The sequence below is a fragment of the Metabacillus rhizosphaerae genome (genome assembly GCF_037201795.1).
GTDB classification, from domain to species: domain Bacteria; phylum Bacillota; class Bacilli; order Bacillales; family Bacillaceae; genus Metabacillus; species Metabacillus rhizosphaerae.
This window is the reverse complement of sequence record NZ_CP147403.1, coordinates 3,159,780-3,186,087: the sequence shown is the minus strand read 5'-3', so window position 1 is coordinate 3,186,087 and position 26,308 is coordinate 3,159,780. Positions and strand designations below refer to the sequence as shown.

General features: G+C 34.7%; 24 protein-coding genes. 5 read left to right on the top strand and 19 right to left on the bottom strand.

Annotated features, from left to right (window positions below):
* Window positions 1-11: 11 nt before the first annotated feature.
* From WCV66_RS15625 to WCV66_RS15605, 5 genes are all read right to left on the bottom strand, one after another.
* Window positions 12-1,421 (bottom strand): sulfatase, encoded by a 1,410-nt coding sequence (locus tag WCV66_RS15625; RefSeq protein WP_066339444.1) that lies wholly within the window; start codon window positions 1,419-1,421, stop codon window positions 12-14.
* 6 nt (window positions 1,422-1,427) lie between these two features.
* Window positions 1,428-2,252, bottom strand: a complete 825-nt coding sequence (locus WCV66_RS15620; RefSeq protein WP_066339447.1) for a sugar phosphate isomerase/epimerase family protein — start codon at window positions 2,250-2,252, stop codon at window positions 1,428-1,430.
* Window positions 2,249-3,271 (bottom strand): Gfo/Idh/MocA family oxidoreductase, encoded by a 1,023-nt coding sequence (locus WCV66_RS15615; protein WP_338785998.1) that lies wholly within the window; start codon window positions 3,269-3,271, stop codon window positions 2,249-2,251. The genes WCV66_RS15620 and WCV66_RS15615 overlap by 4 nt, the downstream gene beginning before the upstream one ends.
* Before the next feature lie 68 nt (window positions 3,272-3,339).
* Window positions 3,340-3,708, bottom strand: coding sequence for a sensory rhodopsin transducer (locus WCV66_RS15610; RefSeq protein WP_338785997.1), 369 nt, complete (start codon window positions 3,706-3,708; stop codon window positions 3,340-3,342).
* 223 nt (window positions 3,709-3,931) lie between these two features.
* Window positions 3,932-4,825, bottom strand: coding sequence for an AraC family transcriptional regulator (locus WCV66_RS15605; protein ID WP_338785996.1), 894 nt, complete (start codon window positions 4,823-4,825; stop codon window positions 3,932-3,934).
* A gap of 118 nt (window positions 4,826-4,943) precedes the next feature.
* Between WCV66_RS15605 and WCV66_RS15600 the strand changes: the two genes are divergently transcribed.
* The gene (locus tag WCV66_RS15600; RefSeq protein WP_083964793.1) at window positions 4,944-5,747 is read left to right on the top strand and encodes a phytanoyl-CoA dioxygenase family protein; all 804 of its coding nucleotides are present in this window, start codon (window positions 4,944-4,946) and stop codon (window positions 5,745-5,747) included.
* 93 nt (window positions 5,748-5,840) lie between these two features.
* Here WCV66_RS15600 and WCV66_RS15595 read toward each other — a convergent pair whose 3' ends face one another.
* The 5 genes from WCV66_RS15595 to WCV66_RS15575 all read right to left on the bottom strand — a co-directional run bounded on the left by WCV66_RS15595 (window position 5,841) and on the right by WCV66_RS15575 (window position 12,273).
* Window positions 5,841-6,668 (bottom strand): carbohydrate ABC transporter permease, encoded by an 828-nt coding sequence (locus WCV66_RS15595; protein ID WP_066339459.1) that lies wholly within the window; start codon window positions 6,666-6,668, stop codon window positions 5,841-5,843.
* 20 nt (window positions 6,669-6,688) lie between these two features.
* The gene (locus WCV66_RS15590) at window positions 6,689-7,636 is read right to left on the bottom strand and encodes a sugar ABC transporter permease (RefSeq protein ID WP_338785994.1); all 948 of its coding nucleotides are present in this window, start codon (window positions 7,634-7,636) and stop codon (window positions 6,689-6,691) included.
* 74 nt (window positions 7,637-7,710) lie between these two features.
* Window positions 7,711-9,210 carry an ABC transporter substrate-binding protein gene (locus WCV66_RS15585; RefSeq protein WP_338785993.1) on the bottom strand — a complete coding sequence of 500 codons (1,500 nt, stop codon included), beginning with the start codon at window positions 9,208-9,210 and terminating at the stop codon, window positions 7,711-7,713.
* A gap of 174 nt (window positions 9,211-9,384) precedes the next feature.
* On the bottom strand, window positions 9,385-10,764 hold the full coding sequence (locus tag WCV66_RS15580; protein ID WP_338785992.1) for a sulfatase: 1,380 nt from the start codon (window positions 10,762-10,764) through the stop codon (window positions 9,385-9,387).
* Between the two features lie 390 nt (window positions 10,765-11,154).
* A complete protein-coding gene (locus WCV66_RS15575; RefSeq protein ID WP_338785991.1) occupies window positions 11,155-12,273 on the bottom strand; it encodes a GNAT family N-acetyltransferase in 1,119 nt (372 codons plus the stop codon).
* A gap of 239 nt (window positions 12,274-12,512) precedes the next feature.
* Here WCV66_RS15575 and WCV66_RS15570 point away from each other — a divergent pair, with 239 nt between their 5' ends.
* On the top strand, window positions 12,513-13,874 hold the full coding sequence (locus tag WCV66_RS15570) for an MATE family efflux transporter (protein WP_338785990.1): 1,362 nt from the start codon (window positions 12,513-12,515) through the stop codon (window positions 13,872-13,874).
* Between the two features lie 147 nt (window positions 13,875-14,021).
* On the opposite strand, the gene WCV66_RS15565 is transcribed toward WCV66_RS15570, so the two are convergent.
* From WCV66_RS15565 to WCV66_RS15540, 6 genes are all read right to left on the bottom strand, one after another.
* Window positions 14,022-16,154: a PBP1A family penicillin-binding protein gene (locus WCV66_RS15565; protein ID WP_338785989.1), complete on the bottom strand. Its 2,133-nt coding sequence runs from the start codon at window positions 16,152-16,154 to the stop codon at window positions 14,022-14,024.
* 61 nt (window positions 16,155-16,215) lie between these two features.
* Window positions 16,216-16,446, bottom strand: a complete 231-nt coding sequence (locus WCV66_RS15560) for a hypothetical protein (RefSeq protein WP_066339488.1) — start codon at window positions 16,444-16,446, stop codon at window positions 16,216-16,218.
* A 206-nt stretch (window positions 16,447-16,652) separates the two neighbouring features.
* Complete coding sequence (locus tag WCV66_RS15555; RefSeq protein WP_338785988.1) at window positions 16,653-17,048, bottom strand: hypothetical protein; 396 nt, start codon at window positions 17,046-17,048, stop codon at window positions 16,653-16,655.
* 143 nt (window positions 17,049-17,191) lie between these two features.
* Window positions 17,192-17,437 carry an HPr family phosphocarrier protein gene (locus WCV66_RS15550; RefSeq protein ID WP_066339493.1) on the bottom strand — a complete coding sequence of 82 codons (246 nt, stop codon included), beginning with the start codon at window positions 17,435-17,437 and terminating at the stop codon, window positions 17,192-17,194.
* Between the two features lie 430 nt (window positions 17,438-17,867).
* Complete coding sequence (locus WCV66_RS15545; protein ID WP_338785987.1) at window positions 17,868-18,719, bottom strand: sugar phosphate isomerase/epimerase family protein; 852 nt, start codon at window positions 18,717-18,719, stop codon at window positions 17,868-17,870.
* A gap of 298 nt (window positions 18,720-19,017) precedes the next feature.
* Window positions 19,018-20,361: a GntP family permease gene (locus WCV66_RS15540; protein ID WP_066339505.1), complete on the bottom strand. Its 1,344-nt coding sequence runs from the start codon at window positions 20,359-20,361 to the stop codon at window positions 19,018-19,020.
* A gap of 1,016 nt (window positions 20,362-21,377) precedes the next feature.
* Between WCV66_RS15540 and WCV66_RS15530 the strand changes: the two genes are divergently transcribed.
* Complete coding sequence (locus WCV66_RS15530; protein ID WP_066339513.1) at window positions 21,378-22,232, top strand: MurR/RpiR family transcriptional regulator; 855 nt, start codon at window positions 21,378-21,380, stop codon at window positions 22,230-22,232.
* A 222-nt stretch (window positions 22,233-22,454) separates the two neighbouring features.
* Window positions 22,455-22,676, top strand: coding sequence for a hypothetical protein (locus tag WCV66_RS15525; protein WP_066339515.1), 222 nt, complete (start codon window positions 22,455-22,457; stop codon window positions 22,674-22,676).
* Window positions 22,677-22,756: 80 nt separating this feature from the next.
* On the opposite strand, the gene WCV66_RS15520 is transcribed toward WCV66_RS15525, so the two are convergent.
* Together WCV66_RS15520 and WCV66_RS15515 are read right to left on the bottom strand one after the other, a co-directional pair.
* Window positions 22,757-22,894 (bottom strand): hypothetical protein, encoded by a 138-nt coding sequence (locus WCV66_RS15520; protein WP_157094516.1) that lies wholly within the window; start codon window positions 22,892-22,894, stop codon window positions 22,757-22,759.
* Between the two features lie 13 nt (window positions 22,895-22,907).
* Window positions 22,908-24,161: a SpoIID/LytB domain-containing protein gene (locus WCV66_RS15515; RefSeq protein WP_338785986.1), complete on the bottom strand. Its 1,254-nt coding sequence runs from the start codon at window positions 24,159-24,161 to the stop codon at window positions 22,908-22,910.
* A 159-nt stretch (window positions 24,162-24,320) separates the two neighbouring features.
* On the opposite strand from WCV66_RS15515, the gene WCV66_RS15510 reads away from it, so the two are divergent.
* On the top strand, window positions 24,321-25,025 hold the full coding sequence (locus tag WCV66_RS15510) for a DUF421 domain-containing protein (protein WP_338785985.1): 705 nt from the start codon (window positions 24,321-24,323) through the stop codon (window positions 25,023-25,025).
* A 311-nt stretch (window positions 25,026-25,336) separates the two neighbouring features.
* Here the strand turns inward: WCV66_RS15510 and WCV66_RS15505 are convergent, their stop codons facing one another.
* Window positions 25,337-26,131: a peptidoglycan-binding protein gene (locus WCV66_RS15505; protein WP_338785984.1), complete on the bottom strand. Its 795-nt coding sequence runs from the start codon at window positions 26,129-26,131 to the stop codon at window positions 25,337-25,339.
* Window positions 26,132-26,308 lie beyond the last annotated feature (177 nt).

Here is a 26,308-nt window from a genome sequence, read left to right as displayed (position 1 = left end):
ATGCTCTCTCTTCATTTATTCTCTACGTGTTCTTCTTTTTCCTTCTCCTGTAGTTGCTGTGCAGTATTTATTGATCCAATATACATTGAATCATATGCTTCCTGTGATGTTTCGAATGGCCCTCGTTCCATTCCATGCCAATTTAAATTCGTGTACATTGGATTTGTCCGACCAGTTTCACGCTCACGTTTCGCTATATAAGCGTCCATTCTACCTAATAATAAATTAACGATTTGCGGTTCTTGATCTGCAATATTATTTAGTTCTTCAGGATCTTTAATAATATTGTACAATTCAATTTCAGGTTTAAAATGAAAATCAGGCTCAAGTGCACGTATTAGCTTCCATTCAGGAGTACGCCAACCATGCTTACGCATCCAAGTGCATTCTGTAATATAAAAATCTGACTCTTGTAAAAAACCTTCTACTTCCCCTGTAATTAGGGATGTTAGATTTCGTCCATCAAACGAAATATCTGTTTCAATGTCAATAAGATCTAATAATGTCGGCATAATATCTTTTATTAAAGTGATATCTGAAAACCTTTTTCCTTCTGGTAGTTTACCAGGAAATTTTAAAATTAATGGAACAACTAAATTATGTTCATAAAGACTATGGTGATCATACCAACATTGATGCTCATTCAAGGTTTCACCATGATCAGAAGTTATAATAATCATCGTCTCTTCCTCAATACCAAGAGATTCAACGGTTGTTAAGATGTTTTGAATACATGCATCCATATATGCAATCGCACCATCATACTGTGCATCCACATAATTAGAGTCAGTCAAGCCCTCTGGAAGCCATGAGGTAAGGAAATCAGCAAACGGTTTAAATTTCTTCATCTCATTTAACGATTCATTTGTAGGATCAAATTCATTTCCATCATAAAACATTCTTTCGTAAGGTTTTGGCGGTAAGTACGGTGAATGTGGATCCATATGTCTTAAGAATAAGAAAAATGGTTGATCTTCTTCTGCAAGTCTTTTTAATTCTGGAATTGTTACATCATTTAAATTTTGAGCCTTTGGACAACGCCCGGAATCATCTGGCTGCCATGCTTCATAATCTAGGTATTTTTGAAATCCACGTGCAGATGGGTTTCCGGTAAACCCTACACATGTTGTGTTATAGCCATTTTCTAAAAGGATTTCTGGTAGTGTCTTTACATGTTCACCTAACGGACCATTATGTCTAAGTGCTACTACATCTGTTCCAAAGCAATCCATACCTGTAAGCATCGAAGCATAACCAGGAGTAGTCGGGATACTTGGACTGAAATGATTTTCAAATAATACACCCGCTTCAGCAAATTTATCAATATGTGGGGTAGTTAAACGATTATACCCATACGCACTCATCCGGTCTCGTCTAAGACTATCAATACCAAAAAGAATTACATTTGTTTTCTTTGCCATTATCCCCTATCCTTTCTGAGCTAAATTTGCTTCTCTTGCACCTAATGACTTTAAGCAAGCATTTAAATATCCATAGCTTTCAGCTGCAACAATGGAAACGTCCGCTAACGTGTGTTGGTTTGCTCCGATTACCTCCAAACAAACTGGACCTGAATAATTAGCATCAACCATTGCTTTGCAATAAGCGAAAAGATCAATATCACCACGTCCACATGCTTGATTTTGAATGTCACCTGGACCCTTCGTCCGTCCTTTGCAATCTCGGATATGAATATGTTGTACTCGTTCGATCACTCTAGCTAGCTCTTCTTCTGGATTTTCATTCCCTCGATAAATATGGCTCGGATCCATATCAATCCCAAAAGCCTTCGAGGAAATCTCATTCATTGCTCGCAATGTTGTTGGTGTATTATAGATCGCATTTCCTACATGAGCTTTTACACAAAGTGTGACTCCATATGTCTCTGCTTTTTTCGATAAACGATAAAGGGTTTCAATAGATTGTTGAAGGTCACCATCATCTCCTGATTTTCCACCAGGACCTACGTTTATGATTGGAATTCCAATTTCTGCTCCTGCTTCAAAAGCCTTTGTCAACCTCTCTTCATCAAGTGATGCTACTTCCATTGAAAGAAATTCAAGACCATTCTCCTCAACTATTGCCCTTAATTCAGGTGCTTGTTCCTTCCAACGGTCTAACTCTAGATGCTCACACATACCCTTAATAGCTGATATTTCGACACCATCATATCCACATAATGCAATTTGTCTTGCCGCAGTTGCAAAATCAAAATCCTTAAATAAAACAGAGTTTACACCAAGTTTAATCATTTTACCCCTCCTGAAATAAGTTCTATATCCTTTACATCGACAATCGTTCCTGTTTCAAATGACTTGATGGCTGCTTCGATAATTTGTTGGGCCTTAAGGGCATCATCACCAGATCCATCCACTTGATCATATGAGACTCCAGAAATCAGTTGATCTACAAAAGCATGTATTCGGCTTTTGAAGGTTTCAGGGAATGATCTCATTCCGCCAAGATAACTGTAGCTTTCTGTCTCAATGCTTGTTCGTGGGTAATAGGTTAATTGTTCACATGCATCTTCAAGAACAAAGCGACCTTTAGAACCGACCACTTCACAAAGCTCAAGACCATAACTTGCCCCGGCATCATAGCTGCCCACTAAATTTCCAATTGCACCATTTTCAAACTCAAGAATAATTTGTGTATTAGACCAAATTTCCCGTCCTTCACCCTTCATCATAAACGCTCCAACTCTTTTTACATCTCCACAGAAATATCTAATGACATCAAAGGAATGTGGATGCAAAGCTCTTAAGTGGAACCATGGTGAACTTTCAACTGGATTGTTAATCCACATTCTCATATTAATCATGTGAAGCTTGCCAAGACGACCATTTTCTACCCAACCCTTTGCTTTCTCTGCAGCAGGTGTAAAGCGATGATTGAGATTGACCGCATAGGGAATTTCATTTTGTCTGGCAAGTTCAACCATTTGCCTTCCTTCTTCAACATTATTTGAAATCGGCTTTTCGCCTAGAACAGGGATCCCCGCTTTTAATAATTCCATAGTTGGTGCAAAGTGCTCACCACCGTTTTCTTCTCCTTTTGTACAAACACTTACAAGGTCGAGTTCAATACCACTTGCAAGCATTTCACTAACACTGTAAAATGCTTTTCCACCATACTTAGTTGCTGCTTGTTCAGCTTTGATCTTTATGATGTCACATACAGCTACAATTTCAATGTTTGGATGGTCTTTATATACAGAGGCGTGAATACTACCAATATTACCGACCCCTACTATAGCTACTTTTAAAGTCATTTTTTCATCCCTCGCATTTTTCATTATTTTTCTTAGCGTTTTTTATTGAATAGTTCTTATATAAGTATCTAGCTTTCTAGTGGATAGCCCATTGTCGTAAATAGCGCCAGTGCCTCTTGAGATGTATCTAATCGGCTATGCTGTACAATAATCGGCACAGTACTATCAACTTTTATTGCATAAGGCACATTTCTTGGAACTTTATTTCCATCACGATCTTCCAACTTATCTAAACGAATATGATGAGTTCTTTTTGAACCACATTCTGAGATGAATGTTTCCATTGGTTCTCGATCTTCAAAATAGAAGGTCAGTTGTATTTCTGCGTTACTTTCCGTTAGATTCAAGACACAAACAGCCTCATGACTAACTTGTTCACCCCTGCTTTTCGGTTGAAGAAAGCCATCTGGGATAATCCAAGTTTTTTTTCCAATCAATTCACATACCCCATCTCATTTAAATGTAATCGCTTTCGTAATTAGATTTTTTAACAGACAATTCCTAGTTGGTATAATTAAATAATAGCTAAAACCTTTAAAATCATCATTGCCCATTCTGCCACCTTAATGGTGGATTCGGCCAATTTTCTAAATACCCTCTATTGCTAACCTTTAAAACTTTGTCTTTGATTCTACAATGCAATTTTAATAGAGATGTATTTTACGTTTTAGACCTAAACCAATTTCGGTACTTAGATGGAGACATTTTTGAATATTCTTTAAATGTTCGATTAAAATGACTTATATCTTCAAAACCAACTTCTGATGCAATGAAGATAATTTTTTCGTTAGTATGTGCCAACATTTTTTTTGCTTGATTTATTCGGATTTCGTTCCGATATTCGATAAAAGTATGACCAACAATTTCCTTGAATTTAGCCGTGAAATTTGATTTACTCATTCCTGATAATTTACTCACCTGTTCAAGTGTTAAAGGGCGATTATAATGAAGTGTGATAAATTTGCAGATTTGATCTATTATTTCTTTATATTCACAATCCATGATGATCTTTTGAGTTGAAGTATTTTCATAGTAACGACTTAATAAAATAAAAAGCTCCAACATTCTTGTTTTTATCAGAATTTGATAGCCATTTTCCTTATGTTTATATTCTTGCGCGATTTTTTGTAGAAGTATCATCATTTCTGATTGTTGCTTGTATGTTAAAATCAAATGATCTTTGAAATGAACAGTCTCTCTTAAAAAAGGTTCAACATAGAAAAAAGATAAAAAAGACTCCAAATGTGATAGTGATTCTATTTCTTGTTTTAAGAATTTGGGTTGAAATAATAAATTATATACCTTTAGCTGTTCATGGTTTCCAACCTCAAATCCATGAATCTTTTCTGGTTCAATAATAAATATGTCACCCTCTTTGATGGTAAAGACTTTCTCTTGATAAATGTGGGATCCGCTTCCTTCTATGACGTACACTAATTCGAAAAATTCATGAGAATGCTGTTCAATTATTTCGTTACTGCTGATTGTAAATGGAGCGATATAAAATAAGAACTCTTCACTTTCAAAAAACTCCGCTGATTGTAAATAAATCAAAAATATCCCCACTCCCTGGAAGATTAACCAAGAATCTAAGTATATTTACCAAGATTAATAGGACTTTCCACAATAAAATTAATTTTATAGAATCTATTTATTGAAATGGGAGGTAAGTATGAAACATTTACTGAGTAAAAATCTACTCACAGAAGAAAAAGTTATGTTTTACAGAGAAAATGGATTTGTTCAAATTGATAACGTTTTAAATCTAGAAGAAATTTCAGAATTAAGAACGTATCTTGATGAAGTGATGGATGAAAATAATGGGTTATCGATTCAAACAGATACAAAAGGTGGTGCCTACTATAAGGTGCTTAACCAAAGAGTCAATACGTGGCGTGATCATGCAGGTATGGCAAGGTATGTGTCACATCCTCGTCTTGCGAGTATCGCCCTTCAATTAAGTGGAGTCAGTGGGGTCAGACTTTTTCATGACCATGCACTATTAAAAATGCCTGGTGATTCGAAACCAACTCCTTGGCACCAAGATTTTCCTTATTGGCCACTTAATAAAGAAACAAGCAAAAAGACACTTTCTATTTGGATTGCATTGGATGATGTAGATGAAAATAATGGCTGTATGATGTTTTTGCCTAAATCTCATGAGGTTGGGCAATTAAAACCAATTAACCTTGTTGATCCTGAAGATATTTTTGAGTACACGAAAAGCTCTAGTATACCTGACAAAACACCAGTAATTGTAAGAATGAAAGCCGGTAGCTGTACGGTCCATTCTGGTTTAACGTTTCATCATGCTCATGCGAATAAAACTAATAAGCCCCGAAGAGCACTTGTTATAATTTACATGCCTGATGGAACAACTTATAATAATAAGCCTCATGTCATTACAGATCCTCTAAATTTAGCTAAAGATGAAAAACTTCAACATGGAATATTTCCCCTATTAGCTTTTAGATAATGGTTATTGGCATATAATTAGAGGCATCATTTATACACATAAAGATGCCTCTGATTTTAGATTAGTAAATAATGTGATTCATATTGGAATGAGCTAAATTTTCACTGCACCCGAGGTTAACCCTTTCATAAATAATCTCATAGTGAATAAAAACAGAATAAGTAATGGCAATGAAGCAATGGTGTATCCAGCAAACATCGGCCCGTATAATGTTTGTGATACAAATTGACTTTCGAATTGAATTAATCCAACTGTTATTGGAAATTTATCAGGGTTGCTCATTAATACAAGTGGCATCATATATTCATTCCAGATCGCAAGTAGATTCCAAATGGCCATGGTACCAATAATTGGCTTAGATAAAGGAAGGACAATTTGCCAAAATACACGAAGTTCACCGCACCCATCTATACGTGCTGCCTCAAACAATTCCTCAGGTAATGATGCGAACGATTGTCGGAATACAAAAATTGTAAAAGCTTGACCACCGGCAGCAAATGCGATAATCAATCCCAAATAAGAGTCTAGCAATCCAAAACTTTTTATTAAAAGGAAAAGAGGAATTAATGTTAGCAAGCCTGGAATCATTAATAAGGCAACAACTGACATGTACAGAAAGTTTTTCCCTTTATACCGTAACCGAGCAAATGAATATCCAGCCAAAGCTGAAGTTGCAATGATGATTATTACACTAGCAACCCCAATAAATACGGAGTTAAAAATGTATCCACCGATTGCTTCCCATGCAGTAGCATAATTTTCAAAATGTAACGGAAAGGTTATCCCAAAAAAGTTACTATAAAATTGTCCATTTGTTTTAAAGGAGGTAATAATCATATAAAAAAACGGGTACAGTGCGACAAAGGCTAACAAAATAAGCAATAGATGACTCCATAAATCCTGCTTTATTGTTTTCAGCATTGTAATCTCCTTTCTGGTATTTATGCTTTGTATTCAGTACTAGGATTGATATATTTCATTTGAATCCAAGTTAATATAAGAACAATTACAAATATAATCATCGAAACCGCCATTCCTAAACCAAATTCACCGTTTTGGAAAGCAAGGAAATACATATAAAGTCCTGGAACATAAGATGAATAACCTGGTCCTCCATTTGTCATTACGAGTGGTAATGTTACGTTTTGAAGCAATTGGATGACTGTTAAGATTAAGATTAATTTTACTTGTCCCATAACTAATGGAATCTCAATTTGAAAAAATCTTCTTACTTTAGTAATTCCATCAAGTTTCGCTGATTCATAAACACTTTCTGAAATAGACTGTAGTCCTGCAAAAAAGATTAATAGATTAAATGGAACGACAAATGGGAAGCCGACAAACATCAATGCATATAGAGCAATATTTGGATCTCCAAGCCAGTTTTGGATAATTCCTTCAAGGCCCAATGTTTTCAATAACGTATTAAGTACACCTACGTTTGGATCATAGATAAAACTCCAAATCATAAACATAACGATTCCCGGTACAACAACTGGTATAACAAATAATACTCGATAGATATATTGCATCCTCTTACTTTTTAAATGAAAAATCATAACAGCAACAATTAATGGAACTAATAATTCGACAAGTACTTTTACAACTGTCCATATCCCGACATTTTTCATCGAAATCAAAAATATCTTGTCTTTGAATAAGCTTATATAATTTTGAATCCCAGTAAATTGTGGTTGATTGAACCCATCCCAGTTCGTAAATGAAAAACCGATAGCAATTAATGCAGGGTAATACATAAATGTTATTAAAAGTATGAAGGAAGGAATCAGCATTCCATAGCCAGATTTCCAATTGTAACGTAATTTTCCTGATTTTTTATTTATCTTTACTATTTCCTTGTTTTCGATCTGTTGGACTGTTTCAGGCAATTTCAACTCTCCTTTCATTTAGGAAAGCGGGTTATTTTAGAAATATGTCCCTTTAATAACCCGCTCTCGTTTATTTATTCATCCAAGTATTCTGATAAATCCCAGTTATTTTGTTGAATTAGGGAATCTGCTGTTTTTTCCATCTCTGTATCTGCTACTTTAGCAAATTCCTCTAAAGTTGTTTCTCCTAGAATATAGCTTTGGAAGGCACGATAAATAGCATCCAATTCTTTCTTCTCAAGGTTTATTCCGCCAAACACACTTTGTAACGGCTGATTTGCAAGATCAGATAAACCACTAAGTTCGTCTATTGGCTTTGCACCGACGACAGTAGGAACATTTTCTCCTAATTCATTTACAATTTCTTCATTACGCTCAGGTGTTGTAATATACATTAACCAATCAACAATTGCTTTTTCCTTCGCTGTAGTTAATGAGTTATTTGCTTGTTTAGACGGAACCGCATATTGGAAAGAGGCACTTGGGCCACCAATTGCTGCGGATGAATCAAAATCAGTAGCGAATTCTGAAACACCCTTATCCGGATATGGATTTTTAAAGGACGACCATTCAAAATCAGGATTCGCTGATTTTATTTGCTGAGATGCCCAAGAGCCATCGAAATACATACCAACTTCTCCTGTTAAAAAGGCAAGCATTGTTCCTTGTCCATTTGAATCTCCACCTGTAAAGTCAGGCTGCCAATATTGTGAAAAGTCCTTTAAGATTGGCCAAATTTCCATCCACTTTTCATTTTCTGATCCATACACACCCTTTTTAATGGCAATAACCTGATCTTCATTAGTAATTCCTTCATTTCCTGTATATCTTAAGTCGTCATATTCATCTGCAAAGAAGTTTGTAAAGAATAATCGAGTTAACCATGTAATTCGATCAGTACCAGTAGGTGTTGAAGCGAGGTTCCAAGCAAATGGAATATAACCTGCATCCTTTAATTTTTGTGATGCATCAATAAATTCAGACCATGTTTTTGGAAGCTCCTTAATACCAGCTTTTTCAAATGCTTCTACATTGTAGTAGGTAGCTGTTCCAACATAATCACCATTAATGACATACGTACTTCCATCTGCAGATTTCGTATCAGAAATAATTTGTTTATTTAATAGTTCATTCCATGGTTTATTGTCAACATATGGATTTGGTTGATCTAAATACTTTGATAAATCTGTAAGTGTACCTTTTGCTAATGCTGTATTTGCATCATACCATTGTGACCAAATGATGTCTGGAAGTTGTCCACCAGAAGCTTTTGTTCTTACCCATGTCATATAATCCTGATCAGCTGGCAGACCTTTAATGAATTCAATTTTAACGCCAGTTTCCTTCTCATACTCTTCAGCTAATTTTTTTAATACAGTTGCTGGCTTTTGGTTTGCATTTAATACCCGGTTCGGACTATATGTACCGGCATACATTTTAATTGTTCCTTTAAATTCTTCGTCCGTTTCCTCTGTTTCTTCTGGTGAAGAGCTTGGAACGATACATCCTGACAACAATGAAATCATTAGCACTGCGATAAATGAAATAATCCATAATTTCTTCAAGCTTTTCATCTTCTTAATCCCCCCACTTTTTAAATTTTTTACCTATTAAAATAAGTACAAAAAATGATTAGTAAAACTCGTTAAAGCTCAAGGGTGATATTACTATTTTTAACAAATAGTACAGAATATTCAGATATATAAATTCGTACTTCCTTGAATTCTAGGAAGCATTTGTAATAAAGATTAATTTCTTACATGTAAATCAATTTTTTCTCGCCGTGGATTTGCTTTCCATTCATCCCAAGTCAAACCGTAATCAGAGAGAACTTTTTCAATCCTTTTTCGAAAAGGTAAGCCTTCTTCCCTAAGCACTACTTTCATTGGATCCTCTCGATCTCCAAGCTTCGATTCTACCCATTTATTTAACATATTTTTGTATTTTTCCACATGGTCAGGTAGAAGATCAGCAAGATTTGTTTCTTCATTTGGATCGATTAGTAAATCATACAGTTCAGAAGGAGATCTAGTAAAAGGACCAGAGTCATACGTTTCAATGTATTTATAACGTTCGGTGCGAATACCTCTAGATGCTTGCCATGCACATTCACTTAAATAAATTTCTGAATGAATAGGATCATTTTTTCCTTGAATGTATGGCCATAGACTTTTCCCATCAAGTTTGTCTGGGATTTCTAGACCTATTGATTCTAAAATAGTTGGCATCAGATCTGCATGTTGTACTAACTTATTGATTCTTACCCCTTCTGGAATCATTCCTGGCCACCGAATAATCAGAGGTATATGGACAGTTGCCTCATATAGGCCACAATGATCCCAGTAAATATCATGCTCTGTTAAACTTTCACCATGATCTCCAAATAAGACTAGCATGGTGTCATCTTTAATACCTTGTTGCATAAGAAATTCATCTAAATCTTTTAGCATATCGTCTAAATATCTAATCTCAGCATCGTATAAAGCGTTTACATAATTCGAATCAGTAATATTACCTAGCAAATCATAGTGATGATGCTTAAAAAACGGATAAGCCGGATGATTAAATGCAGATTCCATACTTTTATTAGTCGGATCGTAGGGGTCCTGACCAGACTGATAAAACTGAGGGATATATTCTTTAGGTGGTAAATAAGGTGTATGTGGGTCCCAATAGTGAAGAAAAAGAAAGAAATCCTCATCTTTATGCTCTTTTATCCATGGCTTTGCAAGATCATTAATTGATTGACCATCAATCCATCTTGTTTTTCCAATTGTGTTCATGTAGTATTGATATCCTCTAGCAAACCATTCCTTTAAATGATATAAATTATCGACTGCAGCAGTAGTATAACCTGCTTTTCTAAGTGTTGTAGGAAGCCATTCGTTTTCTTTTGGTAAGTATGTTGATGGCGATCCATGGGAAACAACTCCTGTTGTTAAGCCGACTTTCCCTGTAAAAATACTCGTATGGGCAACTTCTGTTGGAACATCAGATGCATAAGCGTTTTCAAAAATAACCCCCTGTTTTGCGATTTTATCAATATACGGACTAGTTGGAAGCTGATATCCATAGCATCCTAGTCGCTTAGCCCTAAGTGTGTCTAGTGAGATAAAAATTATTTTCACTATTATCCCCCTTTTTTATGTTTTCTAAAAGAATGTGAAACTTCTATTCCCCTATATGTATCATACTTTTTAGCATTAACAAATTCATGGTCGTTAAGGACATGTTATTGGTGGATTCAGCCATATGTGTTCAATAGTTGGTAGGAAAGGTGTAAAGGTGTAAACGATGGGTAAATGAAGGAAATAAGTAGATATAGATAGTAGAAAGGTCAAATCAGCATTTAAAAGTTTTAGAAGGAGATTCAAAGTCTCAGCGGAACAGGTATGACTCATGCAGGCGTTTACGCCAAGGAGTCTCACCTTTCCGCCACGTGGAAAGCAAGTATCTCTCGCAGCAATCAACTACACCGAGCTACTTTGTAAATTGCAAAAAGCTTGCGAAAACAGCGATTATATAAAATTCAAACCAGCTGTATATGGAAACGGAATTGGGAGTATATCCCTAAAATCCTTTTGAAGTTCCAAAATTTCAGGGTTATTTGGTTGTGAATCAAAAACGAACGAAACAAAATCCTTACTATGTAGAGTTGTGGTCATGTTTGTAGAGGATACTTGAATATGTTCACGATCCGTATATTTACACTCAATTGACTCGAAGTGTTTGGATTTTAGATAAGGATTTAGTTGTTTTAAAAATCGTTCAGGATTAATGATATAAATGGTCCCTTCATTTTTTTCAAGAGTAAAAGTTGAACCCGAACCTTTCAATTCATTTTCTAATAACTGTTCATGCCATGGGACTGCAACTTCTATTTCTTCCAAATCATATGCCTTTATTGCATAGGATAGTAAGTGTTTAATCTCGTTTGGTTTACCTGCCCACTCAATCATCTTCCCCTTTTGTTCTCGTCTTTGTCGATCTGGTACCCCTAGGACTAAGAAGCTACTGACCTTATTATCCTTATCTAGGATTAACGTTTTATGTGTTAAATTCAAACAACTAGCAAAAGCTTCAGCATGGATCATAGTTTGTAGATCTGTCACACTTTGATCATATGCAATAAGTCTTTGATGAGCAATTTGATTCATTTGGAATAAATCTTCTTTTCGCATTTCTCTAATTTGACTTTCACTTTTTTCATGAATATTTTCAAATTGAACATTAAATTTTGATACACTACCGAAATGGCAACAGTTTACACGTGTGTATAACGATCGATCCCCTGATACAAGAAGCAAGGAAGCATCTGAAGAATCTATATATTCGAATACTCTTTCTAAAATTTGACTAGCAATCCCTTTTTTGCGGAAATCCTCTGCTGTACAAACAGAACCTAATGAAAATACATTTAACCTCGCTTCACCTATTTTTATTACAGATGGTACTAACCCCATAAAAGAAACTAACTCTCCATTATGAAATGCACCAAACGATTGTCCAATCGTACTTTGTGAAAATATAAATGGAAACGCCTCTCCCATCGACTTTTGTTGATGATTTCGAAATGTTTTATCTGATAGCTCAATCGCAACTTGTCTTTCATGTTCTTCCAATTGACGAATTTCCATCCTAACATCCCCTTATCTAGTTTTCTAGAGTTACTAAAAAAACTCGCTTCTTCTTTATATTACTATAATTCAACCTTTTTTTGATAACGTTTACAAATTTTGATAGACAAGAAACAATTTTGTTATTAAAATAATTATTACTATGAAAATATAAATAACCTTTATTTCAATCAATAGCTATCTGAAGGTGGTTTTAAATGTTTCATAAATTTCTATAACATTGATTAGGGGATATACACATGTTAAAAGACTGGAAAAAGATATTATTGCTTGCAATTCCTTCAATCGCATCATTTGCATCTATGACTCTCACAGGAACAATAAATCTGATTTTGGTCGGACAACTCGGTGCACTTGCAATAGCGATTGTCGGAGTTTCAAATATTATAATGTATAATGCTTGGGCGATCTTTTCGGGTATAGGTCATACAGTCAACTATTTAGTTGCTCAAAACTTTGGGTCAAATTCGATGAAAAAAGGTGTTGAGCGCACATATATTGCCTTTTATTTATGTACAATTGCATGTATAATCGTTTTTCTTGTCGGTTTATTTTTTCCGGCTGATATATTTAAAGTAATGGGAAGCTCAAGCGATATGATTGATCAAGGAAAAGATTATTTACAAATCCGATTTTTTGCGATGATTTTTTCAATCTTCACCTTTGTTTTTCATGGCTTTTTCCGAGGAATTGGAGACACAAAAACACCAATGATTAGCTCCATCATTGGAAATTTGATTATGATTTTTTTAACTTATGGTTTAACGTACGGAAATTTCGGGCTTCCAGAGATAGGTCTATATGGCGCTGGGATCGCTTTGTTTATTGGCGAGGTTGTTACCTTTCTGATTTGTGCTTATGTTTATTTCATCCGTCTTCATTCTAAGTTTGAAACGCGCACAATTGTAGCCTTTAATCGTGCTGAATCAAAACTCATTTTTGGAGAAAGTTCTAAACTAGGGATTCAAGAGTTTTCAATGAGTATGGCGATGTTTGTTTTTACTGCGTTTGTGACGAGATTAGGTACACATGCTTTGGCTGCAAATGAAGTAGCCTTAAGCGTCATGAGTCTTGGTTTTATGCCGGCGTTTGCCTTTGGATCAACTGCAACCATACTAGTTGGTCAGGAAATTGGTAAAGGTAGTGCATTAGAAGGAAGAAAGGCAGGTACAAATACAGCTATATTAGGATCAATATTCCTATTTATTCTCGGGATTATCCAATTTTTTCTCGCTGAGCCTATTGCTAAAATTTATACGGATGATATCATGGTTTACCAGCTTGCCTCAAGATTAATCATGATTTCAGCGTTTTTACAGCTTTTCGATGGACTATTAAACTTCTATGCTGGTGGACTTAGAGGAATTGGAGATACTTCGTTCCTTTTAAAAACATCGCTCATTTTAGGTTGGTTATTGTTTATTCCTTTAAGCTACGTTTTGACGTTTGTTCTTGAGCTATCAAGTGTTGGTGCTTGGATTTCTTTATACACGTATTTAGCTGTTTTTGGTGTTAGTGTTATGGTTCGGTTTTATCGCACTGATTGGAGTCTAATAAAGTTAAAAACAGTCCCAACAGAAATCAAAGAAAACATTGGTTAAAATCATTTGTGTCAGCAAATGTTTCGATTTAACAAACAAGCCAAGTCACTTAGAAACTTGGCTTGTTTTAGTTAATGGCTGTATATCGTTTATTTATTAAAGCAACAAACTTTTTAGTGGAGCCAGGTAATTGAATGAAGAGCTAATTTATTCATTTTTATCTTTTTTTTCCTTTTCCTTCTTATCTTTTTCTCTTTCCTTTTCTCTCTTTTTATTCTCCTTTTCCCTTTCCTTTTCAATCTTCTTATTTTCTTTTTCTCTCTCTTTCTGTGCTTTCATTTTCTCTTTTTTAGTATCTTCTTTTTCATGTTGATTGTTATTATCATCTTTTTCGTCTTGTTTCTTCCTTTTTTTGTTTTGCTTGTATTTGTTTCCAAGTAAAGCTAAATCAAATTCTTTTATTGACATTTCATTCTCAGCTTTAGCTAGAATCTCTTTAAAAATTACTGTCGCCGTTCCACTACTGGACGATGAGAGATAATGATTTTGATCAGTTTTGTCATACCCTAACCAAATTGCTCCTACAACTTGAGGGGTGTATCCTACAAACCAATGATCTTTTGCACCATTTTCTGACGGAAAAGGAAGTTGGGTAGTGCCCGTTTTTCCAGCAATTTCTCTACCAGTAATCTGTGCTTTTGATCCGGTTCCTTCGTTTACCACACCTTTGAGCATAAATGTCATTTTTTGTGCGATTAAAGGTTCTGTTACTTTTTGTTCCTTTCTTTCCCACTCTCCAAGTATTTCGCCATCCGCGTTTTCAATTCGTTGGATCGAATGAGCCTCTACCATTACTCCATTATTTGGGAAAGTAGTAAATGCTTGTGCCATTTTTAAGGGAGAGGTTCCTTCATTCATCCCACCTAAAGCCAAACCAGGTATATGATCCTTTTGTTCTAAAGGTATGCCAAAACGTTCTACTCCATTGACTCCAACTTCTATACCAATTTTTTGCAGCAACCAAACTGCAGGAAGATTATAGGAGTGAATAACAGCGTCATACATAGACACTTCGCCACGGAATTGTTTATCATAATTTTGAGGCTGATACCCCTCAATATTAATTGGTTTATCTTCTAACCTATCATACATATCATAACCTTGTTCCAAAGCAGGAGTATAAACTGACAAAGGCTTCATGATCGATCCCGGCTGTCTTTTTAATTGTGTCGCACGGTTGAATTGACGGAAGGTATGCTCACCTCGTCCACCTACAAGTGCATTGATTTCCCCAGTAGAAGGGTTGATAAATATCGCTCCACTCTGAATCAACTGACCTTCTTTGCTCTCTGGAAATACTTGATCATCTTTATAAACTTCATCAACTGCATTCTGTATGGAAGGATTGAGTCCGGTATAGATATGAAGCCCACCAGAAAGTACTTCATTTGGTGTTAGATGATATTTATTTATTGCCTCATCAATAATATGATCTACATAATGAGGATACTTTCCTTTGTATTCTTTTACTTCATTCGTTGCTAACTTGACCTCTTGATTTATTGCTTCTTCAAAATCACTTTGGCTAATATACCCTTCACTTTTCATCAGTGACAACACAAGATTTCTTCGTTCAATTGCTTTTTCATAATTATTAATAGGGTTCAGATTAGATGGTGCTTTGACCAAACCTGCAAGTAATGCTGATTCACTTAAAGTTAGTTGATTTACATCTTTCGCAAAATATGTTTGGGATGCCCGCTGAATTCCCCATGCACCTTCTCCAAAATAGATTTGATTTAAGTACCGTTCTATAATCTCATCCTTTGTATACGTGCGTTCAATTTTTTTAGTTAAAATTAGCTCTTTAAACTTTCTTGTATACGTACGCTCTTGTGTTAGAAAAGCATTTTTAGCTAATTGTTGTGTAATCGTACTTCCTCCAGCAACAATTCCTCCACTCGTGACATTCATAACCATCGCCCGAGCAATCCCCACATAATTTATCCCATGATGATGATAGAATCGCTGGTCCTCAGTTGCTACAAAAGCATTTATTGCATTGCTCGGAATACTCTTTATCTTTACACCGTCGATAGTAGAATTCGATATCTTACTTGCTACCTCACCCTTTTGGTCATAGATAAACGTTGGTTGTGGAAGAGGCTCATCTAATTTACTTACATCACTAGTCCAAATGAAGATATTCAAAATAAATAAACCAATTAAACAAAATACAAATGCAAATAAAATAATCTTTAATAGAAAGTTTTTGGGATATTCGCAGTTCCATATCCTCTTTAAGAGTGTTCGTTGCTGTCTATTCTCGAATCTTCCCATTTTTTGTTACGTACCACCTTAGATAAAATCTATTTAATCTATATTTTTATGTTTATTCTAGTTAATAAGCTATTTCATACGTATGATTTTCAAAAATACGTACATATCGGATGGAAGAAGTATGAATAGTTTCATATTCTTCATTACTTTTCACTGTATAAGTAGTACTATTAGCAACTCTTTGCAATACTTGTTGTAGAATATCATTAGCGTTCGTATCTGATTGTCCTGTTATTTTCTCCCACTTCACATCTGCTTCGAGAGTATAACAAATACTGAATTCTTTTAACACATTGAATGCCCCCTACTTTGTTTATCTGAATCAATCGCTTCTCTGTTTACGATTGAACTACACACATTTTATATACTTAATTAAATTTCGATAAAAATCGCTCAATTAAGGGGGTTAATCAGAAAGTTTTTAAATAAAATTGATACAAAAAAAATCAACTCTATTGTGAATTGATTTTTTTCATATCCTTTTTATTTTTGCTAATGCTAAAACAAACCATCATCTTCGTCTGCTCGATTTAATAAGGTTTCCAATTCAGTAATAAATAACATCTGGTCATCATTTAACTTTGTGTTAGGGGTATTAGGTATAGCAAGTTCTTTTTCTTTATCCAACTCCTCTATATTCAATTGGACATATAAAGGTTCTGCTACACCTTCTAAAAAACCTCTCCAAATATGTAAGGAATTCTCTTTCGAACCTTTAATAATTGGTTCCTTTTCTAAAAAAACAATTTCCTTCCCATATCTCTTCTCTAAGCCTTCTACAATATATAGCCCATCTGAAAGTGCATCAAAAATCGAATCAAAATAAGTTTTGGGATTTCCCATTACTACTTGATTAATCGGATCACCAACCTCAACCGAATAAACGATTGCCATACTTTCACCTCAATTATTTTAGCTTCTTTCCATTTTTCTCGATAAAGCATCTTTTTAAACTTAATGAGCATATTTTTTTGTACAATTTAAAAGTAAAAGCACAGCTGCTTAGATTGCAGTTGTGCTTTTATATCATCAATCTATTATTCTCCCAATGTTGATTGGAGAGCTTCTATTGCTAATTTAGAATCATGCCCTTTTGCATACAATCTAATATTTCCTAAAAAGTCATGAAGCTCACTTGTGCTTAAATAGCTTTTAGCATTTAATGACTTTTTACCAAACTCAATTAAGATATAGCTTTCAAATTGGTTTGCTTTTGATACTAAACTGATGATTTTTTTATGGTCTATTTTCTTTCTAAGTAAACAGTTCACAGAAAAATTCATTTGATTCTCCCTCCCTCATAAACAAATTTGCAAGTCATATCCATATGGATATTTAGGTTTCCTAATGTCAGCAAGTGAGTAATAATTTATAATCAACTTTTCAGAAACAAATTTGATTTAAAAGGAAGATGGTTTATAAGAAAGGGCAAGTAATAGAATCAACTAATTAGTTTTGGCTCCATATGAGCAATGAGAATTCTTCGTATTATTAGCATACACCCTGTTATTTTAAGTTACTACTGATATGTAAAGTTATATAACACACAATTTTTAAGTTAGCTATTTTTTCGTAAGAAATAGTTACATATACAAGGTTAATGTAGAAAATTCAATAAAAAATACAACGCCTATTTAACGACGTTGCTTTCTTTTAACAACTATTTATCTTTACAGTTTCACTAATCTTATTGATTAAAAAGATAACCTGTCTCTACAATTTTGTTCTAATTTCTTTATTACAGTATTGTTCAACAACCGTTTTAATTCGATTGATTCCATCCCACAGATTCCCTGGTCCATCATACACTAACGTAATCGGACCATTATAATCACTATTAGCTACGAGGTCTAATGATCTTTTATATTCCACCGAATCGATATAACCCTCTTTGTCATAATTCGCTTTTGCATGCACTGATTCTGCATAAGACATAAGGGTTTCAATTGAATGATACTTATGTTCAGGAAGGAAGTTTCCAAAGTCAACAGTTAAGCCAATTTCACCTTTAGAGAAATTCAGTAATTCCAAGCAGTTTTCTTTTGTGGAAGCAAGTTGTTTAAAGTTTTCCGTTACTACTCTTACCCCTTTTGGCTGTGCATATTCTCCTAATTGTCTAAAACCCTGTTTTGCTAATTCTAAAGCTGTTTTGTTCCCTGGATTAGCTTCACCTGCAATCACACGAACGCTTTTCGCACCCACAATTGCTGCAACATCGATCCATTTCTTGATAAATTCGATGTCAGAGTTTCTTCTGTAAGAGTCTTCATTGCTAATATCACCATAATCAACTAAAAGACAATGAAATGTGATACCTGACAATTCAAAAGCTTCCTTAAGTTGATGTAAATATTCAGGCTCAGTGCTCGGAAAATGAAAGTGACAGACTTCTAATGAACGAAAGTTTTGTCTAGCTAATTCAAATGGTAATTCTAATAAAGTGATATTTTCTGGTTGTTCTTCTATCCTTGTTTGTTGACTTTTTTGGGCTTCATCCCAGTACGTCCAATTTAATGGCCCAAGCTCTCGGTGAAGACTCCAAGTAGTTAATGATAAATATGGCATTTATTAAACCTCCTTTATACGTTATATGTAAGTTCAACGAGAAAGCTTTTTGTTCCTTCTTTCTAATAAAAAAACGTGAGAACTATTTGAAGTTCCACGTTTTTTCATATCTTTAGATTTGTACTAGCTTAGGAAACTAAAAATTCTAGGACTGTGGATAAGTGCTATGACATCCAGCTCCAGCGCCTAAAATAGCTTTCAGAAATTGTCACTTCTTGATCAAAGACATCAGCAAGCATTTGTCTCCGAACTGAGCGGGCAAAACCTCCTGTTGCTTGCACTCGCGTCGGTGTACCAATTATCCAATAAAAAACCCAAGTATAAATACTACACCAAAACCTACTAGACCAATAATTGTTTCCATGACCGTCCATGATTTAAGTGTGTCTTTCACACTTAATCCGAAGTATCGTCCTACTAACCAGAAGCCAGAATCATTTACATGTGATAACACCGTGGCACCTGAAGCAATGGCGATAACTAATAATCCAAGTACAGGACCTTCTAAACCTAAAATTGAAATTAGGGGAGCCATCAATCCTGCAGCTGTAACCATCGATACTGTTGCTGATCCTTGTGCTACACGTACAACTGCTGCAATTAAAAATGCAAGCGCAATTGGTGGTAAAGCTGAACCTGCCATCATATCTCCTAGTACTTCACCAACACCTGAATCAATCAACACTTGTTTAAAAACTCCACCTGCACCTGTTACTAGAATTATAATTCCAGCTGGTTCTAATGCTTTTGTTGCAATGTCTTGAACTTCTTGGCGTGAATACCCTCGTTTTGTACCAAGTAATGTGAAAGTAAGTAATGTTGCAATCGTTAATGCGACAAATGGGTGACCAAGGAATGTGAATATTTGACGTACGATATTCCCTTCTTCCAAAAGTACACCTGAAACCGTATTCAGGAGAATTAACACTAACGGAATCATGATTAAGGATGCAATTAATTTATAGCTCGGTAATTCTTTGTCATACTCAATATCCTCTAAATTCATATAATCTGGTACAATTACATGTAGTTTTTTTGAAATATATTTAGCAAAAATTGGACCTGCAATAATCATTGCCGGAATACCAGCAATTGTACCGAAAAGAATTACCCAACCTAGATCTGCACCAATTAAGTCAGCAACAGCTATCGGACCTGGTGTTGGTGGAATGAAACTATGTGTTACAGCTAAACCTGCTAATAATGGTATACCATAATAGAGAAGAGACTTGCCAGTTTTTTTTGCTAATCCATATACAATTGGAACTAATATGATAAAGCCAACATCAAAGAATACTGGAATTGCTACTAAGAAACCTGTAATTCCAAGTGCCCATTGTGATTTATCTTCACCGAATTTTTTTACAAGAGTTTGTGCTAAACGCTCAGCACCACCAGAAACTTCAAGCATTTGACCGAACATAGCCCCAAGACCAACTACAACTGCAACAAATCCGAGGGTCCCCCCCATCCCATTTTGCATCGAAGTGACAACTTCATTTAAAGGCATACCTGCCAAAATACCAACAATTAAACTCACTAATAATAAAGCAACAAATGCGTGTAATTTTGTACGAATTACTAAAAATAAAAGAAGAAAAATTCCTGCTAAAGCTACGAGAATTAACATTTGATCTGACATATTGTTTCACTACCTTTCTTGTTGTTATTAAAAATGGCTGTTTTCGCAAACTTAGTTGCTTTTAAAATAGTATTGGGTTGGTTGATTGGCGCTCCAGGATGCTCGCTTTCCGTGGGGCGGGCGATGAGCCTCCTCAGCGCGAAGCGCCTGCGGGGTCTCATCTGTCCCGCTACTCCCACAGGAGTCTCGCACCTTCCGCACCAATCACCCTAATCAGTTTAGTTCAAAAACAACAATTTTTTAGAAAAGAGCCTTAAAAATAATTAAAACTTGTTACAAATGAATTAGTCCTATAGCAGATGATGTAGTATTAATATTTCAAATTGAAAGTAAAATTATCTAATTATTTTTTCACAAGCTCTTGACCAACAAATGCATTTCTAAGCGCTTCCAAACCTTTTACTGTAAATGTTAAGAAAAGATACACATCATCAATTCTAGTGTGATAACTGGAGCAGCAGTTTTTATATTAAGTGCTGTTTCAACTGTCCACTTTCTTCTCCTGATGAATGCATACCCCCTTTAATTTCTTCAACTTTAAGATCCTTCGAGATATCTTTTCCGTTAGTACCATTAACCATGAACGAATAACAGAACCATTTTCAGGAAATGACCACTTCAATTTCACCTGAATACAGGTAACAAATTTTGCAACAGTAATATTTCGAAAAATTTTTTTCAATCTCAGAAAAGAACTCTTTATCTCCACCAATCATCGTACAAGCACCATTTCGAGAGCCATCAACACCCCTTTTTTCATAAAATCTTAGTTTACATCATAAGAATGACATCATATTCCTTATGTAATAGATTAAGAGATAGCTGATATACCATTTTCCCTAACCCTATCATCCTTATTAGCATTTCGATTCATCCTAACCTATTGCGAAATAAATTTTCTTGATATCTTAATTATAAGAAAAAAATTTCTTTTTGCAAGCGATTTCAGAAAAATATTTTTTCTTCCGCTTGAATTTTAGTATAATAAAAAGAAAGCCTTATCAGGAGAGATACACATGAGAAAACAAGAACAACCGTGTTTAGTCACTGTTCGCAAAATGTATCCTAAATTCAGTATTACGGAAAGAAAGATTGCCGACTATATCCTAAAAAACCCAAATAAAATCATTCATTCATCAATTAACCAGTTAGCAGAAGATTTAGATGTCGCGGACTCAACTGTTTTTCGTTTTTGTAAAAGGATCGGTTATAAGGGGTACCAAGCTATGAAAATTGCCCTTGCATCTGAAGTTGTATCACCATTACAGGATATTCACGAAAAAGTTGATGCAGGAGATTCAGTAGAGACGATTGCTACAAAAGTATTTCGTACTAATATTAAAACGATCGAAGATTCTTTATCGATTTTTAATGAAGAACAATTGCAATTAGCCGTTGATGGAATCGTTGCTTCTGATTCGATTCATTTTTTTGGTAGTGGTGGCTCAAGTATTATCGCTCTTGATGCCTTTCATAAATTAGTGCGCACTGGCTTAAAAGTAAATGCGGTCATTGATACTCACTTTCAACTAATGGCAGCTTCACAGATGTCTAAAAATGATTGTGCGGTATTAATATCGCATTCAGGATCATCCAAGGACATTCTTCATATCTTAAATGTGGTGAAGTCAACAGGTGCAAAGACAATTGCGATCACAAACTATGCAAAATCACCATTAAGCGCAGCTGTAGATATTCCTCTTTATACAGTTTCCGAGGAAACAGAATACCGCTCTGAGGCGTTATCATCACGGATTGCACAGTTAACCCTTATTGACGTACTTTACGTGAATATCTTGATGAAACGAGGAAGTGAAGGTCAAGATGCCCTCAAAAAAATGCGTGAAGCGATCACTGTCAAACGGATCTGAATAGTGAAACTAAAGAATCTTAATAATGTTTAAAATTTTTACATTATGGTTAACCGCAAGACATTTTATCTCCTATCTCACCCTTGGGTCTGGCCGCTTTTAGAATAACACCACTTATTATTAAGCGGCTATTTTTTCACAAAATAAGAATGTGAAGTAATATTCCTATGATTTTTATCAAAGTATAGTAAGGTCTGTTAAAAATGTTGGGAGGTAAAGGTATTGAAAAATTTTAGATATTTAATAAGTAGGGAATATGAAGCAGATAGTGTTGCAGAAGATCTACGTTTACAATTGGAAATAAATCGTGTTAATCAAGTACATGTTAAAGCAGTAACGGTGCGAAACGAAGTTCTTGTCCAAGTTCCAGATGCAAATGATTCGATTGAAGAGGTTGTTGAAAATTTCATGCACAGCTACCAAACGGGAATAATACTAGAATAATCATATGAATTAAATAAGGACCAAAAATAAACACCGTTCAATAAATGAATGGTGTTTATTATTATTATTATTATTATGCTTTAGAAGAAGTTTTTGACCATTTCAGAGGTATTTTCACAATTCAAACATTGGTAATAAATAGATAATATATCTTCTGTCACTTGATGTTTTGTTTCTTGAGCACAGTTTTCACAGTATTTCTCTTCATAAACTTCCATTCAAATACCTCCGCTACTTTGTAAATGTAGTTATTAATGTTCCAGGATAATAAAACTGGATAATCTCTTTATATGTTTTACCCGATTCTCCCATGAAATTTGCTCCCCATTGGCTCATCCCAACACCATGACCGTAACCTTTTCCTTTTATTGTATAAGTATCTTCGTTACATTCGAGGGTGTTTATCAAGTAACTTTTAAACTGATTTCCTCCTATCATCGGACGAATCTGATTTAGTTTAACATCATCAAGTGTGAACTGTTCGAATAATACAGTACCATCTATTAATCGGTGTAAAAACTCTACAGTAATTGAACCTTTATCCGTCCGTTTTGAATTAAGCTGTTTGTCTGATAACTCAAATCTAGGAATTGATACTATTTTTATTTCACCTGGATAACCGTTATTTTGAAGCCACTTCTTCATAGATAAAGTGATTTCTTCATCCTTTTCCTTTACATCATCCCACCAATTTGAATTGTCCCAATTGATGTCATTCATCGAAATTTGTGTTCGATGAATTGTAAATTCCCATGGGTGTGTTGGATCAAATGGATCCTTTTTTATCGGAAAATAGGACATCGCCTTCCCACCCCATACATGTGCATTATTCTCGGTTACACCACCATTACTAGCTGAATAAAATGCGTCTATTAAGTGATTATCGAATGTTATTACCTCACTACTTGTTTCCTCTACTGCTTTCGTAGTGTTCTCATTCCAATTATATCCACCGTATACTTGAAAATGAATCGTATCATCCATTTCTTCCTTAGTATGTGAATAAGCATACGTACGTGCAGCTAATGATTGTGCTTTCAATGCTTCCTCATGCCAAGATGGAAAAACTTCAAAAGGCACAACACCCTTTAAATAATCTTCAATAAGTAGTTGATTAATTGGTCGAATAACGTTTTCTTCTATTTTAAACTCCATTGCACCTAAATAAGGTCGATTGTTAATATAAATAGCATGATCACGGTCATAGGTTTCAGGAAAAAGAACTAGAGGACCGTTTAACTTTTGTTTCTTACCTTCTCCATGCAAGTACAATGAATCATTCTTCACTGTTACATGATAATCTACCCCTTCTTTCAAAGAAAGAGTAGGGTCAAGTGTTTGATAGCCTCCTTCTAGAAGGATATTTAATTTTTCGGTATCCCCTATATAATTAATTAACTTCACTTTTATCATTTCTTCTGCTTCAAATTGTTTTGGAAATAAAGTTGTAAATAGAATGACGAATATTAGAATAAAGTATCTCATAAGCCTATAATTCCGAGTTGGTAAAGGAATTATTCATCGTCCCAATTCAGAGGAGTTTGACAATTTTTCTCTCATTACATACATATCAACTTTTCGAATGGAAAGAATAAGCAATTAGTAAAGAATATAGGCGTTTGCGAAAATAGGAAGTGAATTTTAATGGATTTTTTTAGTAGTCAAGAATCACTTACAGATATGGAGTGGGTTTTACGAGCAGTTGTAGCGTTTTTCTTTTTAGTAGTAATAGCAAAAATAATGGGACAGCGTTCGATTTCACAGTTGCGATTCCTTGACTTTGTTATTGCGTTAGTAATAGGGAATATTATTGCCCATCCTTTATCAGATGAAAAATTAGAGTTAAAAAGTTCAATGATAACGATGACAGTTTTAGTATTTTTATATGTTTCTGGAATATATTTAAGCTTAAAATGGAATGGGTTACGAAATATCTTTGATCCACAACCTATCCCTCTAATTGAAAACGGACAAATTAATTTCAAAAATTTAAATAAGGCAAGGATTACAGTTGATATTCTTCTATCTGAATTACGAAAAGAAAAAACAGATGATATTCAAAAAGTAGTACTTGCATTTTGGGAACCTGGAGGAACGATATCGATATTTTTATATCCTCAGTATCAGCCAATTACACCTACTGATTTAACACTTGAAATAAAGCCTTTTGATTTTCCTAGGACAATCATTAAAGAGCGAAAGATTGATTACAATGAGTTACAACATCTTGGTAAAGATGAAAAATGGATATTGAATAAACTTAAAACAACCCACAATATACATGTAAAGGATGTATTACTGGCGACTTTTGATTCTAGTGAAAATCTAAAGGTCTTCTTGTATAAGTAATCGATTGATAATATTATTAATTTCCATTTCCTTGATAACTGGTTTATCAGAACCTATACGTGCTTTACGTGTTTTGTATGCCTCTAAAAATAAATCCATCGCTTACTTTCATTACGTATGGTTGAAGTGTAATAGTGCCATTACTTCAACCGAATTCAAATTTATAAGAAGACTTGATCAATACAGTTTCGGCTGATACTAGAATTATTTAAGTGATAATATGCATCAAGGGAGGTTTATTCTCGATAAATTATAAAAAAAGCGATTCAAAATAGAATCGCTTTTACTAACTTACTATTCAAACTATGTTGCTACTTAATTACTCTCACCTTTACAGCTTTTCTTCCCCATTTTAGTGCGGTATTTTCCGTTGCAAAAAACACATCAATTTCATTTCCATTAATACCCCCGCCAATGTCTGCTGCAATAGCTGTACCGTATCCATCAACTTCAACAGTTGAACCTAATGGTATTACATTTGGATCTACAGCAATTACATTTCCATCAGGATATTTTTTTAAATCTATTCCTAATTTTGTGGTACCTGAACACCCATTGCAACTTGCAGTATAAGCTGTGCTTTCTACAGTTAATTCCTTGATTTGATTATCTACTTCTGTTGCTTTTTGGTTTAATTTCTTAAACGTTTGTGGACCAGCTAAGCCATCTGTAGTTAGTCCGTTTTTTTGCTGGAATTGAATAACAGCATTTTTTGTACCACTTCCGTATATTCCATCAGTCGTGCCACTATATAGATTCCAAGCCTTTAAAAGTCGTTGGAGTTTAACAACCGGCCTCCCCATATCTCCCGATCGTAGTACTTTTATTTTGTTAATCGTTTGAGGACCAGCGATACCATCAACTTTTAAATTTTGTTCATCTTGATATTCTCTAACTGCTTCCTTTGTAATTACTCCGTAATAACCTGTTGCGGTATGATAGGGAAATTCTCCTTTAGCTATTAAGTATTCTTGTAATTCGATAACATCATTATGTACCATACCTTCCGATAAAGTTCGATCACCCAATGCTGCTTCACCTTTTGAGGGAAAGAACAATCCAATACTCGTAAGTACAAGTATTGTAAAACCCCATTTCATTTTCATCAAAAGCTCCTCCTTCTTTATCATTCAAACAATACGAAGAAGCGCTTAAATTTCTTAGGTGTTAAGCTATTTTTCCTAATATAGACCTATAAAATCTACCTTTTTGAAAATAATGGAAACTATTAATGACCTTTACCTTAAGAACCCTTTCACCGAATTGTAAACTTCTTTTTAGAA